The sequence below is a fragment of the Segeticoccus rhizosphaerae genome, from assembly GCF_005222685.1.
In the GTDB taxonomy this organism is placed as follows: Bacteria; Actinomycetota; Actinomycetes; order Actinomycetales; family Dermatophilaceae; genus Segeticoccus; species Segeticoccus rhizosphaerae.
In genome coordinates this window covers 1-15,051 of record NZ_SWMA01000042.1, presented here as the reverse complement: position 1 = coordinate 15,051, position 15,051 = coordinate 1, and the positions used below count along the sequence as shown (strand labels likewise).

At 62.5% G+C, this 15,051-nt stretch carries 12 protein-coding genes and 1 pseudogene; 2 read left to right on the top strand and 11 right to left on the bottom strand.

Annotated features, from left to right (window positions below):
- Positions 1–19: 19 nt before the first annotated feature.
- From FCN22_RS18910 to nrdR, 10 genes and pseudogenes are all read right to left on the bottom strand, one after another.
- Entirely contained in the window at positions 20–595 is a 576-nt protein-coding gene (locus tag FCN22_RS18910) for a hypothetical protein (RefSeq protein WP_137123126.1), read from the bottom strand.
- On the bottom strand, positions 595–1,866 hold the full coding sequence (locus tag FCN22_RS18905) for a DEAD/DEAH box helicase (RefSeq protein WP_238384841.1): 1,272 nt from the start codon (positions 1,864–1,866) through the stop codon (positions 595–597). Before FCN22_RS18905 ends, FCN22_RS18910 begins: the two co-directional genes overlap by 1 nt.
- 51 nt (positions 1,867–1,917) lie before the next feature.
- Positions 1,918–2,271 (bottom strand): annotated as a pseudogene (locus FCN22_RS22885) (restriction endonuclease); the annotation flags it as partial.
- Positions 2,268–4,610 (bottom strand): ATP-binding protein, encoded by a 2,343-nt coding sequence (locus tag FCN22_RS18900; RefSeq protein ID WP_137123124.1) that lies wholly within the window; start codon positions 4,608–4,610, stop codon positions 2,268–2,270. The pseudogene FCN22_RS22885 and the gene FCN22_RS18900, both read right to left, overlap by 4 nt.
- Positions 4,611–4,654: 44 nt before the next feature.
- Complete coding sequence (locus FCN22_RS18895; protein ID WP_137123123.1) at positions 4,655–5,152, bottom strand: very short patch repair endonuclease; 498 nt, start codon at positions 5,150–5,152, stop codon at positions 4,655–4,657.
- Positions 5,149–6,342, bottom strand: coding sequence for a DNA cytosine methyltransferase (locus tag FCN22_RS18890; RefSeq protein WP_137123122.1), 1,194 nt, complete (start codon positions 6,340–6,342; stop codon positions 5,149–5,151). Before FCN22_RS18890 ends, FCN22_RS18895 begins: the two co-directional genes overlap by 4 nt.
- Positions 6,343–6,417: 75 nt before the next feature.
- A complete protein-coding gene (locus FCN22_RS18885) occupies positions 6,418–7,584 on the bottom strand; it encodes a DUF262 domain-containing protein (protein ID WP_137123121.1) in 1,167 nt (388 codons plus the stop codon).
- A complete protein-coding gene (locus FCN22_RS18880) occupies positions 7,574–8,320 on the bottom strand; it encodes an FRG domain-containing protein (protein ID WP_137123120.1) in 747 nt (248 codons plus the stop codon). Before FCN22_RS18880 ends, FCN22_RS18885 begins: the two co-directional genes overlap by 11 nt.
- 273 nt (positions 8,321–8,593) lie before the next feature.
- On the bottom strand, positions 8,594–11,494 hold the full coding sequence (locus FCN22_RS18875) for a vitamin B12-dependent ribonucleotide reductase (RefSeq protein ID WP_137123119.1): 2,901 nt from the start codon (positions 11,492–11,494) through the stop codon (positions 8,594–8,596).
- Positions 11,495–11,678: 184 nt separating this feature from the next.
- Positions 11,679–12,203, bottom strand: coding sequence for a transcriptional regulator NrdR (nrdR, locus tag FCN22_RS18870; protein ID WP_137123118.1), 525 nt, complete (start codon positions 12,201–12,203; stop codon positions 11,679–11,681).
- A gap of 486 nt (positions 12,204–12,689) precedes the next feature.
- On the opposite strand from nrdR, the gene FCN22_RS18865 reads away from it, so the two are divergent.
- Both FCN22_RS18865 and FCN22_RS18860 read left to right on the top strand, forming a co-directional pair.
- On the top strand, positions 12,690–13,373 hold the full coding sequence (locus FCN22_RS18865; protein ID WP_137123117.1) for a DUF6318 family protein: 684 nt from the start codon (positions 12,690–12,692) through the stop codon (positions 13,371–13,373).
- A 538-nt stretch (positions 13,374–13,911) separates the two neighbouring features.
- On the top strand, positions 13,912–14,379 hold the full coding sequence (locus FCN22_RS18860) for a PKD domain-containing protein (protein WP_137123116.1): 468 nt from the start codon (positions 13,912–13,914) through the stop codon (positions 14,377–14,379).
- A gap of 72 nt (positions 14,380–14,451) precedes the next feature.
- On the opposite strand, the gene FCN22_RS18855 is transcribed toward FCN22_RS18860, so the two are convergent.
- Complete coding sequence (locus FCN22_RS18855) at positions 14,452–14,850, bottom strand: VOC family protein (protein ID WP_238384840.1); 399 nt, start codon at positions 14,848–14,850, stop codon at positions 14,452–14,454.
- Positions 14,851–15,051: the final 201 nt, after the last annotated feature.

The following is a 15,051-nucleotide window of genomic DNA, read 5'->3' as shown; positions in this document are numbered from 1 at the left end:
ATGAAATTCGGACATGGAGTTACAGAGTGACGTATACCAGCTTCAAACCGCACCGTTTGGCGAGGCGAAGCTGCGCATTGCGTTCATTGGCAGGGGTTGGCTTCGTGAAGGTCTCGATAACGCATACAACCCAGGGGCGCGAGTCCCCCTCGGCGTCTGCAGTGAGCGCTGCCCAGACAAGATGCTTTAGGTCCTTAGGTGCTGCCCAGGTAACGACGGTCTCTTCTTCGCCGTTGCGGGCCAGGACCCGAAGTGGCTTCGAACGGATAGTTGAATGGTCAGCTTCCCAACCCGAGCCCAGAGCCCTCCGAACTAGCTTCGTCGGAACGTCGCCAGCGTCCTCGACGAACTCGGCGTATTTGCCGACACCGCTGAGCGACCGACTCCACTCCTTCATTGGCCCATCCTTGATCCACACGCGGGCTTCGGCATCGGATAGATACTCTCGGAGGCGACCGCCAACGTCGCCGTCGGAAACCCACATAGCGTACTGGGCCGAGTGTTGCTGCGGCGTGAGGCTCGCCCACTCCAGCTCCATAGCATCGGCGTAGAGTTGGCGGACCACCTTCTGCTCAATATCCTTCGGGATGCGCATCAGTTGAGCCCCACAGCTGTCGGGAACTGCAGCCGCACTTCGTCGGCTGCTGTCTCAAGGTCTGCTGCGTCTTGGATCCAGTAGTCGAGTAGTGATCCAGCAGTCTCGTCGCTGAAGCTGATACGGGCACCACCACCGAGCGGCAAGTCGAGTTCCTCGACGTCGCCGCCACGGATCGCTGCTAGCGACCGCTTGAGGTCGAGGCCTGCGGCCACTCGCCGAACATCTGTCACGAAATCCAGGACCTTGAGATGCGCTTTGCCTTCGCGGAGGCGAAGGCCGCGACCCAACTGTTGGACGAAAATCCGCCGGCTGTGCGTCACGCGGAGGAACGCGATCAGGTTTACGTCCGGAACGTCAACGCCCTCGTTGAAAACGTCAACGCAAGTAATGATCGGAACGCGCCCCAACCGGAAGGCGTTCAGCAGGACCTGCCGTTGCTGGCGTGGTAGACCACTGTGCAGGAAGGCAGCCCGACGCCAACTCTGGTCTGCCCCAGCAAGAAGGTTCGCCATCCGCTCGGCATGCTCAATGGTTTGGCAGAAGACGATCGCGCGCGGATCGAGGATCTCCCGCCATGCCTCACGGAACTGATCGACGATCTCCTCGTCGCGCTGTGGCAAGAACAGCGCACGGTTCAATTCCTTGACCGAGTACCCGTGCTCGCTGATGTGCCGAACGAAGTCCCAGTCTAGGTTGTCGACGTACATCCGGTACTCAACCTTCGCCAGATATCCCGCCGCCATGCCCTGTGCAATCCCCATGGTGTAAGACGGCTGGCCGAAACGAGCCGTAATGTCGAACTTGTCCCCGCGCCAGGGCGTCGCCGTAACGCCGAATTGCATCGCGCCCGAACACATATCCAAAAGCTTGGCAAACATTCCGGTTTCGCCAACATGGTGGGTCTCGTCGATCATGATCAGGCTGGGACGCCAGCCAGTCCGCACCAGGCCGAGGACAGAATCCACGGTGGCGACCGTTACGCCTTCGAACGACTGCGGCTTCACCTCGCCTGTTAGCACCTGGGTCGAAACCGACTTGTCGAGGTGCCTCCAAAGTGCCTTCTCAAGTTGCTCCACGAGTTCTTTTATGTGGGCGACGACAAGCACGCGAGCCTCGGGGGTTTGTTCGAGATGGCGGCGGATGACCTCGCCGCCAACGACCGTTTTTCCAAGGCCAGTCGCGAGGACGAGCAGTGAACGCCTATTTCTCGCCAGATCAGCTTCGACCCTATCCGCAGCAGCCTCTTGATACTTACGCAACTCGTACATCGAAGGCACTCGATTTGGCATCTGAGCATATATCGCCTCAAGCGTAGCGCCAGACCAGGCGTCAACACGGATACCAATGCGTCCTAGCGCCTTCCGGCGAGTCTCGGCGGTCCCGTTGAGTCGACTATTCGTGACGACCACGGCGTGGTCAGCGCCGTAGCGAGTGCGTGCTCGTTCCGCGTCGTCAACCCCGGTTCGATCGATCGCGCCCCGACTGGAGTACTTACACTGAACTACCCATTGCTCACGGTCCCGAACGGCAAGGATGTCAGCCCCCTCATCGTTAGCTCCGTCAATCAACCGGACATCGGTAAAGCCGAGGTACCAGAGTGCGCGCTCGGTGGCATGGGTAAGCCCACGTGGACCTCCCGCAAGCAACGATTCAGGGGACAGAAAGCTGCTCATGGCTGATCCGAAGTGAGCTCACGCTGCAGCAGTTCCACGCTGAGGCGAGTACGCCGAAGCTGTGCAACGTTTGGCGACTGGAAGGTCAGCAGGGTTGCGATGTCGTTCAAGTAGCCCACTACTCTGGCCAGGCTAAGCCGTCGGGACGACTGAGACGTCAGACTGCCGTAGGCGCCTGAGAAGACTGCACCCTCCATGAAAGCTTCCGGCCAGCTTTCCAACAACTTCACCAGGTAGAGCGGTGGCGCATAGAGGATAAACTGGCCACTCCCACCAAGGCTAGCTGTGAGTGTATCTGCGCCGTCAGCGATCAGGGCATTTTCTGTGGCAGTCTGCTCATCCGGATCCAAGAAACCTAGCGCGCGCTGGGGATCCGAGGCGACGTTATCCGCCATCCGCTGGCGGATGTCTGTGAGCAACTCTGTTGCCTGCGCCCGAATGACCGCTGGGTCTACTGCGGTATCCGGCAAGCACGTCGCACGCAACCGAGTCGTGATCTGCGAGTGACTCAGCGGGCTATCCGCCTTTACCTTGAGCGCGGCGGTCACCTCTGCCAACAGCAGTTCCGCTGGCTCCAAACCAAGCTTCGTGAAGGCAGCGTGCGTTACGTCGATCAGACCGGTCGCTGTGCCACCGGCACCCTGTGCAAGCCAGACCGGTGTGGGAAGATCGTCCGCGTCGAGAAGATGTTCGGTGAGCGCTCGCGCCTCAACCTTGATCTGACCGAGTTCCGGCAGCCCGAACTCGCGCGTTAGTTCTGGAACGACCACGCCATGTTCGATGTAGCGAACGAGCCGTTCCAGGACCGTCTCAAACTTTGACGCTGCCGGCGTCGGCGTAGGACCAGACGTCGGCTCTGCCGTGTCCTCCTCGGGCTCAGCCGTCGTGGAGGCATCGACACCGAGCGCCGCCAGCACGGCCTCCTCATCGGGATCGTCTTTCGTCCCGCCCGTGGCTTTGGCCAGTTTCGCCTCCGTCAGGCGCCGTTCGTGAGCCTCGACCTGATCCCACCACTTCTGATCCGTTTGGTAGTCGGGGTCGCCGCTCCAGAACCTCCGTGCCCACTGTCGTGTTTCCTCATGAAGCGGACGGGATCCGTCACCCGGGATGAGGCAACGCACCCCTGCGGCGTTCCGGCGGTAGCCTTTGAACAGTCGTGCCAGAGGAGATGTGTTCTCCGGGTATCCGGCCGCCTTGGCTTTCTGCGGCTGCAGCGGCGCCTCGCCACGCAGATAGTCGACGGCCGCACGCCAGGCGCGGTCACTGTATTCGAAGGCGGTCTTGTCGTAGTGCACCGGGACGTAGTCCAGATGAATCTCACCAATGAGTCGACCACCCTGGTTGGCGAGCTCGACAGGGTACTCGATGTCCACACTCCCCGTCGGGTCGTTTGGGTTGCGCCAGTTGAACAAACTCTTGTCGTACTGCAGGATCTTGCGCCCATTGCGCAAGAAGTCGATACCGAAGTCGCGCCGGTCGAGGTGCCTCTGGACGCCAAGCCAACCACTCAGTCGACGCTCACGCTGGCGAAGCTGGTTGCTCCCGCACTGGTCGCAAGCGTCCTTGCCAAGGTTCTGCCAGTTACCACATAGCTCACACGCATCGGCAGGCTGGAACTTCTGATCGATTTCGATGTACGCAGGGATCTTCTCGGCGCTCGCACCGCTGCCATAGATGACGTACCGATCATCGCCCCAACGACATGCTCTCCTGGGCTTCACCTTGTTGCCCTGCACCCAAAGTTCGAACGGGCGGTTGTCCAACAGCCAACCGTAGACACGGCCCAACGTTGTACGCAGGTTCTCGGCATTGCGTTGTAGCCACTCGGCACGATCGCGATGGAGATTGCTGACAATGATCTTCGTCCCGTGGTCGCTGGGGTCGTCCTTTGGTTCAGTGATATCGGGAGCCTCAAAGTCGGCGCCCAGGGCGTCGAGATCGATCTCCACACCGACCCATTCGGGGTCACCCTGGCGTGTCGTCAGGACACGCGTGAGGCGACCGAGCCGAGCCGTGCTCACGTTGAAGCCCATGCCGAAGAGACCCAGTTTGTCGAAGCGCTCGTTGCTCGACCATCCGGCCTTGACAGCCTGCTCAAGGGTTTCACGCGTCATACCGCGACCTGTATCGCGGACCACTACCTCGGCACCAGACAACCCAGCTCCGGGTCCAGGAAGGGTCACGCTCACTTTGAATCCACCCGGCCAGCTTTGCCCTGCGTCAAGAATTTCGCTGAAGTCGTCGAATGCGTTGTCTGCCAGCTCAGCTACGCATTGCCATTCGTCGAACTCGATCTCGCCGAGCATGCGCAGGATTCGAGGAGACGGGGTGATGTCCATCTAGCAGTCAATCTCTTTCATCGTCAGGACCTGCCTCGCGCCGGTCATATCGAGGCGAGTTGCTTCGTTCGTGAGCGTCGGCGTGCGTCGCGAAGTGCGCGGAGAACAACGCGCGCCGCTCCGTCCGGATCCGCGACGACGTCGCTCGCCCATAGACGTATCACGCGCCAACCATCCGCCGAGAGCTCGCGATCAACTTCCCGGTCTCTTCGCACGTTCTTCTCGATCTTCTGCACCCACCACTCAGTACGGTTTGGAAACAGATCCGCCAAACTGTCACGCCCGCGACGTTGCCACTCTGCCGGATTACCGTGCCAGAGATCGCCGTCAACAAAGACGGCAACCTTGCGCGTGCGAACCACCAGGTCGGGGCACCCGGTTACGTCCTTCGCATGGATCCGAAAACGACCACCTTGCGCATGGACCGCGCGCCGCAAAAGCAGTTCCGGACGGGTGTTCTTCGACCGAACCGCGCTCATGATCCGGCTTGTCGTCGCCGCATCACGCGATCGCGTCACTGTCGTTACGGAGTTCGATGTCATCGTGAATCCAGCGTAGCGGCTATCGCCTGCCCAGCGGCTACGCCCAACTGCACTGGGACAGCATTTCCGAGTTGACGCATCTGCTCGCCTCGCGGCCCCTCGAGTCGCCAGTCGTCTGGAAAGGTCATGATTCGTGCGACTTCACGCACCGTCAAGTAGCGGATGCTGCCGTCGTCCCGGCGCAGCACAGATTCGCCGCCCGGGACGCCATGAACTCCCGCCTTCACCGTCTTGGCGGGTCTATCCAACTGATTTGGCGTATGTCCGGGGTACTCACGAGCGCCTGGCCAGCCCACGTGGTGGATATGCCCCGGCGTCTCGGCGCGATCGGTGGGCTCCGGCAAATCACTGATTGCATCACGCAACGTACGCCACGGCACTAATCCATCGTCGGGTGGAATCACCCCAGGATGATCCTTCACTGGCGCGTTGGGGTGGCGCTCCGCATACTCACCGCTGATCTGTGAGCGGAGGAGGGCACCTGCACTGTGCGTCGGGTTCGGAAACTTCCACGAGACATCCAGGTCCTTGCGGAAACCAACGAGTAGTACGCGAAGTCGGCTCTGCGGAACGCCGTAGTCAGCTGCGTTTACTAGCTGGAACGCGATATCGTATCGCTCGGTAGGGTCTCCGCCCGATCGAAGCGCCTTGACCAGGCGCAAGTCGTGGTCGGTCCACGCCTCGCCCTCAATGCGCTGTTCGAACGGAGCCGCCAGTTCTCGTCGGATGTAGTCCCAGTATGGCTCGAACGACGGACGGAGTAGCCCTCTGACGTTCTCGGCGACAATGACCAACGGCCTCGTCTCGCGTACACAGCGGTTGAACTCTGGCCAGAGGTTCCGCTCGTCACGGTGACCTTTGTGTGCGCCGCCGAGGCTGAAAGGCTGACACGGCACGCCCCCAGCAACGACGTCGACCTCTCCGGCGAAAGGAGTAAAGTCCACGTTCTGAACGTTTCCCTCGATCAGAGGCCAGGGATCCGTCAAAGTGCTTGGCGGCGCCTCCTCGGCAACATAGTCAACGGCGCGATTTGCTCGGAGGGTCGCACACGCCCGCTTGTTGGACTCGTTGACGAGCAGGTGCTGGAAGCCAGCATCATGCAGAGCCATCGCCAGCCCACCGCCTCCCGAGAACAGCTCGATCGAGGTGCCGACCCGAGAGGTACCCGCCCTTGAGGTCCCTGTTGCCATGACCCGGACGTTACCGCAGCCCTAGGACATGGTCGGCCGAGGCGCGCTGCCACGGCCCCACGGGCATCCGACGGGTCAAAGTCCGAGATCCTCTACAAAGAGTTCCCCTACAGCTGCGTGAGCATCCTCCCCCTTCTCCTTCGCATCGAGCCATGCCTCTAGAACTTCTAGACGATAAGACAAGGCTGAGCCGTCATTTGGACTCTGGGCTAGCCGCGCAAACTCCATGAAAACAAGGTCTGCGTTCGTCAGGCTGTCCTCCTCCGCATTAGGAGTGATCTTGCGAGCGAGCTCAAACTCTCCGAGAGAGCTTCGACTCGGAAACGGTCTTTTACTCGCCGATCGTTTCAAGGCAAGCAGGAAATAGACAGTAACCATTCCTACGCTAGAGAGCAGCTTATCCCCGTCTGTGAAAGTATCCGAAAGTTCGGTCAATCGAGCCTTTGATATACGGACAAGACTCTCGGTCTTTGACTGGTCAGAATCAGATTCCCTGGCTTCCTTAAAGAACCGATCCAACCTGACCTTCTTGAGGTCTCGTACGGTCCGTCCCGAGTATTCTGCGCTTCCAATGCCGTCGGAGGTTGACCCGTCAGCCAAATAGACAAACTTCGCAGCGAGGTCGTAGTGCCGGTACCGCTTGTTGGTGAAAGGAAGCTTTGCCGCGAAAAATGGCTCCACAACCAATTCGCGAACAGCTCTCGGCATCGGCCCCCCGAAGGCATTCCGCTTCTCAGCGGCATTTAAAGGAACCGCCTCATTTAGGCGCGAAAACATATCTTCCACGAGTTCCATATCAGTCGTTTTTATTGTCTTGACGTCGAGCGTTGTCGCCTGAAGATCGCTCGCCAAGAGCGGATCGACCTCCTTCAGCTCGGCGAAAGTCTTTCCTGCCGCCGCGCGACTTCCATCTGCAATTCGCACAAAGTCTTCACTGAGTGCAAAGCTATTGCCCACGAAGCGAAAGATGGCGTCCATTCGCTGCTTCCCGTCAACGAGAGCATACCTGATGGTTCGCTCACCGACGCGCTCCGGAACAGCGTACTGATGCAGGTAGATCGTCGGTACATCAAATCCATTGATCAATGAATCGATTAGGAGTTGCTGCTTCTCCAGGGACCAAATCGCCGATTGTCGTTGGTACGAGGGGGACATGTCGATTTCGTCGCGTCGTGAATAGAGATATTGCACATTGCTATTTCGTAAAGGGTGTACTTCGAATACTTCACCGTCATCGCTCACTGCTGTACTCCTCGCTTATGCTTTTCGCCCAATGGTCAAGATCAGCATAAATCGTTGCATTATCCACACGCATTGCGCTAAGTTGCTGCCTGATTGGCTCTTTGGCTGTGGCCGGTATGATCCAGGAGCGGAGACTCCCTGAGGGAGCATGATCCTCGAATGACTTCGGGTCCGCTCGGTGTGACAGCGTAAAGACACCAGCTTGAGCGGAGATTCGTCCGAAGGTGCGCTGTGCGACAACGGCCACGGGACCCCTGCCTTGCCTGTTAGAACTGCCTGCGAGATAGTCGTCCAGTTCGGCGTCCTGCCCCAGTAGCAATATTCCTGTTCCATGAGTAAAAGTGACTTCGTTTAGCGCGATCGGATCCAGACAAAAGAGCCGTCCAGCCCTCCCTCGCCCGTCCTCCCGTTCCTCGACGGCAAAGAAAAGTCCGACGAGTGGGTTGGTTGTCCAGTCCAGCAGCCTTGTGGGCAACCCATGATGCTGTGCCATAGAAAGCCAGTTCCATTCCGAGGAATCGCTGACATCTACAAGCTGGGCAGCCTCCTGTTTGAAACGCTTCAGCATGTCGGTCTCATGGTCTCGGTGGCCGCCGTCCCTCAAGAGCGACGGTGACAACGGCCAGGTATTGTCCACCTGACCGCGAAACCAGGGAGTTGCCGCCTCTACTGTCCCCAGATCCCTAATAAGGTCTTCGACACATTCGATTGGTATGTCCTCAGGCACGGCACTCATCCTGTGGTATTTCAGCTCAAGTCACAAGGGTGAAGCCCTGGCCAGCGCCTGCTAGCCAGTGACAAACAGGTGTTTCGGTGTGGCCTCAATCTGCACCTCCGCGCTCTCCACTAGCCCAACAGCAGCCACATCACTTAGCGCAACAGCAGACGGGCGAAGTATTATGAGTATGTCGTCAATCCCCTAGGGATATTCGTTCCTCACTACGAACCCAGCGGCCGCGAAGACTCGAATCAGGGTGCATCCGGAGCCTTCGCGTCCGCCCGTTCGCGATCAGCTGCAGCCGCTGGTGGAGCCGCAGCCTTCGCAGACGAAGCAGGAACCGGCGGGACGCATCTTCGTGCCGCAGGTCATGCAGATCGGGGCGTCGGCAGCCTTCCCCTGGAACTTCTCCAGCAGCTCGGCCGACGAGTGGACGTCCTCCCCCGCGTCCCGGACAGAGGCCGCACCAGCACCGGACTGCGCCGAGTCGTGAGCCGGACGGTCCGCCCGCTTCGACGACGGCGCCGCCGACTGCGAGTAGGACTCCAGCTCGTCCTCGAGATCCTCATCGGAGTCGTCCGAGCCCGAGGTCGGCGCGGCATACGAACCGGTGTCGAGCTGACGCGCCCGCTCCTGCGCGGTGTGGATCCCCATGAACGAACGGGTCTCGAAGTCCATGTAGTCCAGCGCCAACCGGCGGAAGACGTAGTCCATGATCGACTGCGCCATGCGCACGTCCGGGTCGTCGGTCAGGCCGGCCGGCTCGAACCGCAGGTTGGTGAACTTCTCCACGAAGGTCTCCAGCGGCACGCCGTACTGCAGGCCGATCGAGACGGCGATGGAGAACGCGTCCATCACACCGGCCAGGGTCGAACCCTGCTTGCCGAACTTGAGGAAGAGCTCACCCAGGCCGTCGTCCGGATAGGACCCGGCGGTCAGGTAGCCCTCGGCTCCACCGACGGAGAACGACGTCGTCTGCGACGGGCGGCGCTTGGGCAGCCGCTTGCGGACGGGACGGTACTCGATGACCTTCTCCACCTTGGCGGCGTCACGCGCAGCGGCCGCGTCCTTGGCGGTCGAGCCACCGTCGGACAGCGGCTGGCCCACCTTGCAGTTGTCGCGGTAGACGGCCAAAGCCTTGAGCCCGAGCTTCCAGCCCTGGAAGTGGACGTCCTCGATCTCCTCCACCGTCGCGGTCTCCGGCAGGTTGACCGTCTTGGAGATCGCACCGGACAGGAACGGCTGCACGGCCGCCATCATCCGCACGTGGCCCATCGGCGCGATCGCCCGCGCACCCATCGCGGTGTCGAAGACCTCGTAGTGCTCTGGCTTGAGCCCGGGTGCGTCGATGACGTGGCCCTTGTCGGCGATGTACTCGACGATCGCCTCGATCGACTCCTCCTGGTAGCCGAGCTTCTTCAGCGCCCGCGGGATCGTGAGGTTGACGATCTGCATCGATCCGCCGCCGACGAGCTTCTTGAACTTCACCAGCGAGAAGTCCGGCTCGATGCCGGTGGTGTCGCAGTCCATCATGAAGCCGATGGTCCCCGTGGGCGCCAGGACGCTGGCCTGCGCGTTGCGGTAGCCGTGCTTCTCGCCCTGCTTGACGACCGCGTCCCACGCCTTGGTGGCGGCACGGTGCACCGCGGTGTCCATGCTGTCGAGCGCGCGGATCTGGTCGTTGGCGGCCTGGTGCTTGCGCATCACCCGCTTGTGCGCCTCCGCGTTACGGGCGTACCCGGCATACGGGCCGACGACCGACGCGATCTCGGCGGACTTCTTGTAGGCAGCACCGGTGAGCAGCGAGGTCAGCGCCGCGGCGAGCGAGCGGCCGCCCTCGGAGTCGTAGCCGTGGCCGGTCGCCATGAGCAGCGCGCCGAGGTTGGCGTAGCCGATGCCCAGCTGGCGGTAGTCGCGCGTGGTGTCGCCGATCGCCTCGGTCGGGAAGTCGGCGAAGCAGATCGAGATGTCCATCGCGGTGATGACGAGCTCGGCGACCTTCTGGTAGGTCTCGACGTCGAAGGTGTCGTCGTCCCGCAGGAACTTCAGCAGGTTGAGCGACGCCAGATTGCACGAGCTGTTGTCGAGCGACATGTATTCCGAGCAGGGGTTGGACGCGGTGATCCGGCCGGTCTCGGGGTTGGTGTGCCAGTCGTTGATCGTGTCGTCGTACTGGAGACCCGGGTCGGCGCATTCCCACGCCGCCTGCGCCATCTTGGTGAACAGCTCCTTGGCGTCGACGGTCTCGAGCACCCGGCCGTCGTCGCGGGCCTTGAGCCCGAACCCGGTGCCGTCCTCGACCGCGCGCATGAACTCGTCGGTGACCCGGACGCTGTTGTTGGCGTTCTGGTACTGCACGCTCACGATGTCCTTGCCGCCGAGGTCCATGTCGAACCCGGCGTCGCGCAGCGCGCGGATCTTGTCCTCCTCGCGCGCCTTGGTCTCGACGAACTCCACGATGTCGGGGTGGTCGACGTCGAGCACGACCATCTTGGCCGCGCGACGGGTGGCGCCACCGGACTTGATCGTGCCGGCGGACGCGTCGGCGCCGCGCATGAACGACACCGGGCCGCTCGCGGTGCCACCGGAGGAGAGCAGCTCCTTGGACGAGCGGATCCGCGACAGGTTGAGGCCGGCGCCCGAGCCGCCCTTGAAGATGAACCCCTCCTCCTTGTACCAGTTGAGGATCGAGTCCATCGAGTCGTCAACGGAGAGAATGAAACACGCGCTCACCTGCTGCGGGCTCTTGGTGCCGACGTTGAACCACACCGGCGAGTTGAAGCTGAACACCTGGTGCAGCAGGGCATAGGTCAGCTCGTGCTCGAAGAGGGTCGCGTCGTCCTCGGTCCCGAAGTAGCCGTTGTCCTTGCCGGCCTTGACGTAGGTCAGCACGACGCGGTCGATCAGCTGCTTGAGGCCGGTCTCGCGCGCCTCGGTGCCGAGCGCCCCGCGGAAGTACTTGGTCGTGACGATCGTCGAGGCGTTGACGCTCCAGAAGTCGGGGAACTCCACCCCGCGCTGCTCGAAGATCGTCTCCCCCGTCTTCCAGTTCTGTTGGACGACGTCGCGACGCTCCCAGGTCACCTGGTCATAGGGGTGCACGCCGGGCGTGGTGAAGATGCGCTCCACGGTCACGCCCCGCTTGCTGCTCTTGCCCTTCGCACCTGCACGTGCGCCGGTGGTCTCCGTCATGACTTGGCCTCCCTGGCCCCTAGTTGGGTGATGTCTGCGATTTCTTGTCGTATGTCGTGTGCTTGCGCCAGCGGGAACGCCCGCCGAAGTGCTGGGTTGCCTGTCCCCCTCATGGTCCCTGCCGGGTCTGACAGTGGTCTGACGCCCGGTTGACCTGCGGTGAAGCAGTGGTGACGCGCGGGCGTCAGCTGCCTCGCGGCATACCGGATTTGCTCTTGTCCTGTTGTTGGTCGTGCTTGTCGCCCGGCTCGCGGCCGGTGGCGTCGCGCTCGGCCCGCAGCAGCGTGATCGCCGACTCGAAGTCCTCGAGGTTGTCGAACGCCTGGTAGACGCTGGCGAACCGCAGGTAGGCGACCTCGTCGAGCTCGCGCAGCGGTCCGAGGATCGCGAGGCCGACCTCGTGGGCCTCGATCTCGGCGCTGCCCTGGGCCCGGATCGCCTCCTCGACCTGCTGGGCGAGCAGCGCGAGCTGGTCCTCGGTGACCGGGCGGCCCTGGCAGGCCTTGCGGACGCCGACCAGGACCTTGCCGCGGCTGAACGGTTCGCTGGCCCCCGAACGCTTGACCACCGACAGGCTCGCGGACTCCAACGTGGTGAACCGGCGGCCGCACTCAGGGCACTGCCGGCGGCGGCGGATCGCGGTGCCGTCGTCGGTGGTGCGGGAGTCCATGACGCGGCTGTCGGTGTGGCGGCAGAAGGGGCAGTGCATGGTTTTCCCTCCTGTCGGTTCAACACCCGGCGGGGCCGGTTTGTGCCTGGCTTTGGGCTGATCGTGCGGTGCGTTTTCGTGCTGGTCCGGGGTCGCCGCCAGGGTGGAACCTGTGGATCCCGCTGTGGGTAACCGGTGGGAAACCCTGTGGGAAACCATCTGGCCCTGTGGACGACGAAGGCCTATATGTGGACAACTCACATCCGTGTAACTACTACATCTAGTGATCGTAGGCGCCTGCATCACCGGACGCAAGGGCGGGGCGCGCGCCGATCTGCGGCGGCGACATCGCCGCAGGTCAGCGGCTCGACACCCCGCGTGTCGCCGATGTCAGGCGGCGCGTCGGGCTGCGTGTCGGACCCCTCCTCGCCGGGCTTCCTGACCATTTCTTTACCTGTGGACGAGTGGGCCGGCCATGCTCACGCGGGCATACTCGCTCGTGTTTACGTGCGCTTGCGGCTCCTCGCATCCGCGCAGGAGGGAAGCATGGGGACACGATCCAACCGGTATGCCGTGCTGGCTGCGGGGGCGCTGCTCGGCAGCGCGTTGCTCACCGGGTGCGGTGGCGACGAGAAGCCGAGTCCTCCGCCGACTGGCGGCGGCACCGTCGCGGGAGGTCCCACGACCGCTCCCCCGACCAGCGACCCCAGCGGCACGACCACCTCCAGCGACCCGACGACGTCGTCGACCTCGAAGCCACCCAAGAGCTCGAAGCCACCCAAGACGAAGAGCCCAGGCGAAGCCGGCGCCCCCGGTGTCCCCAAAGCGGCCCGCCAGCACACCAGCAAGGGCGCCGAAGCCTTCGCGCGCCACTACATCGACGTCATCAACCGCACAGGACAGCATCCGTCCCTCCAACCTTTGCACCGCCTAGCGCAATCGGGCTGCAAGTCGTGCGCCAGTTTTGAGTCTGGTGTGAAGTACATGGTCAAGCACCACGAACATCAGACGGGCCCGGTGTTCAGGATCAACAAGTCTCAGGTGATCGAAGACCCGGACAAACGCAGCGTGCGCGTCCGGGTGGAACTCTCAGAACTTCCCATCAGGGTGGTTGACGATCAAGGCAAGACTCAGCGAAAGAGCCACCCCCGGGACAGTTATCTGGAGTTCATGACCATCTGGACCGCCTCTGGTTGGAGAATCGACAAGATTTATGTCCCCGCCGCGTGAATTAGCGAAAGCTATAGGGGCTCTCGTCGCCCTCTTTGCGTTGGTCGGTGGTGAGACCTCGGCATCCGCCGGTCAAGAAGGCGGCAGCGACCGAGGTGGGTGCGTCGGACTCGACTGCCCACAGCAGCAGAACGACGGATCCAGCACATGGATCCGTGACTGGGCTACTGCGCATAAGCAAGGTTCGAATGCGAAACCCGAGAGCCGGGTCGAAGAGGCCGGCAATTCACAAAGCCTCCCTGGCGACTCGCAGGGAACGAGCCACGGACGAGGCAAGAGCTATCAATACGTCACCGTCGTACGTTGCGCCGGCAATTCGCCAAGTAACCCGCGGCGCAACTTTTGTGCAACAGCGGTCTCATTTTGTGTGAGCGCATATCCAGACTCCCCAGGGCCGTTGTCGGACGTGTGGCGACGCGAGGTGAAGCCGAATGGCGGGACCGGCCATTGGCAGCAAGTCGGCTGGACCTGTTTCACGAACCGGATTCCGACGTCGACTGGATCGGGCGGAGAAAACTCTGCGCCCCCGAAGCCGGTGTTGACGACCGCGATGATCCGGGAGGCGTGGCGGCATACGGCGTTTGCGAAGCCCTCCTTCACCAGCCAGCCCAAGGGCGGCACGACCCTGATTCGGCTGAAGACCTTCTTCCAGGTCGACTGGCCGACCAAGGGCTTCCAGCCGGACGAGGTCGACCAACCGCCGCTCTCGGCGATGCTCGGCCACGCTGTGCGGATCCGGCCCACCCTAATCGGCTACACCTACGATTTCGGCGACGGCACCAAGGTCGGCCCCACGAAGTCGCCTGGCGGCTCCTACCCAGATGGCGACGTCACCCATGCCTTCCCGAAGAAGGGCACCTACCACCCGACGGTCACGACCACCTACGGCGGCGAGTTCAGCGTCGATGGCGGCGAATGGATCCCGATCCCCGACACGCTCGACATCACCGGCCCGGCCGGCACCGTCACCGTCAAGACGTCAAAGAACCGCCTCGTCGCCCAGTGACCCCGAGGACGCGAGAGGGGCCGCCGCGGCCACATCGCTCGTCCGTGGTCCGCCACGCGGGCAGTCCAGCAATCAGGGGCGCTCGCGCGCCTCCTCGATCGTCGGCTCGAACAGCTCGAGCGGGTTGCCGCTAGGGTCCTCGACGATGATCTGGTTACCGCCCACACCCTTGACCACATCGTTGCGGAAGGTCGCGCCGGCCTCGCGCAGCGTCGCAACCGTGGCCTCGAGGTCCTCGACCTGCAACGAGATCCGGTTCCACCCGCCGGGCTGCGGCACGGTCCCGTCCGGCAGCGCCTGGCCCCCACCGCCCTGCGTGCTCGGCGCGCTCAGCAGGAACCGCAGATCACCGCGCGAGAGGATCGCAAACGTCGGCGCCGGGTGCATCACCTCCGCAAACCCCAACCGCTCGCAATAGAACGCGATCGCCTCGTCGACGTCCTGGACGATGTACCGCACTGTGACCGACACCTGCCTCACCTCGCCGTTCATCGTCCACCCGCGGCTGTCGCTCCGCCACCCACTTTCCCGGGCGGCATCACCACGTGCGTGTGGTCAGGGTGTGAGGTGGTCAGGGAGTGACGAGCCCAGTCTGCTAGTACTACAGCCGCACTTATGGTGAGGCGCCGCGGCGGGCGTAGTGGCAGCGTTGGGCGCGGGCTTGATGTCGGC

What these genes read in the sequence shown, in the direction of transcription:
- FCN22_RS18910 (WP_137123126.1), bottom strand. Translation starts at nt 595, where the DNA reads ATGCGCATCCCGAAGGATATTGAGCAGAAGGTGGTCCGCCAACTCTAC.
- FCN22_RS18905 (WP_238384841.1), bottom strand. Translation starts at nt 1,866, where the DNA reads ATGTACGAGTTGCGTAAGTATCAAGAGGCTGCTGCGGATAGGGTCGAA.
- FCN22_RS18900 (WP_137123124.1), bottom strand. Translation starts at nt 4,610, where the DNA reads ATGGACATCACCCCGTCTCCTCGAATCCTGCGCATGCTCGGCGAGATC.
- FCN22_RS18895 (WP_137123123.1), bottom strand. Translation starts at nt 5,152, where the DNA reads ATGACATCGAACTCCGTAACGACAGTGACGCGATCGCGTGATGCGGCG.
- FCN22_RS18890 (WP_137123122.1), bottom strand. Translation starts at nt 6,342, where the DNA reads ATGGCAACAGGGACCTCAAGGGCGGGTACCTCTCGGGTCGGCACCTCG.
- FCN22_RS18880 (WP_137123120.1), bottom strand. Translation starts at nt 8,320, where the DNA reads ATGAGTGCCGTGCCTGAGGACATACCAATCGAATGTGTCGAAGACCTT.
- FCN22_RS18875 (WP_137123119.1), bottom strand. Translation starts at nt 11,494, where the DNA reads ATGACGGAGACCACCGGCGCACGTGCAGGTGCGAAGGGCAAGAGCAGC.
- nrdR (WP_137123118.1), bottom strand. Translation starts at nt 12,203, where the DNA reads ATGCACTGCCCCTTCTGCCGCCACACCGACAGCCGCGTCATGGACTCC.
- FCN22_RS18865 (WP_137123117.1), top strand. Translation starts at nt 12,690, where the DNA reads ATGGGGACACGATCCAACCGGTATGCCGTGCTGGCTGCGGGGGCGCTG.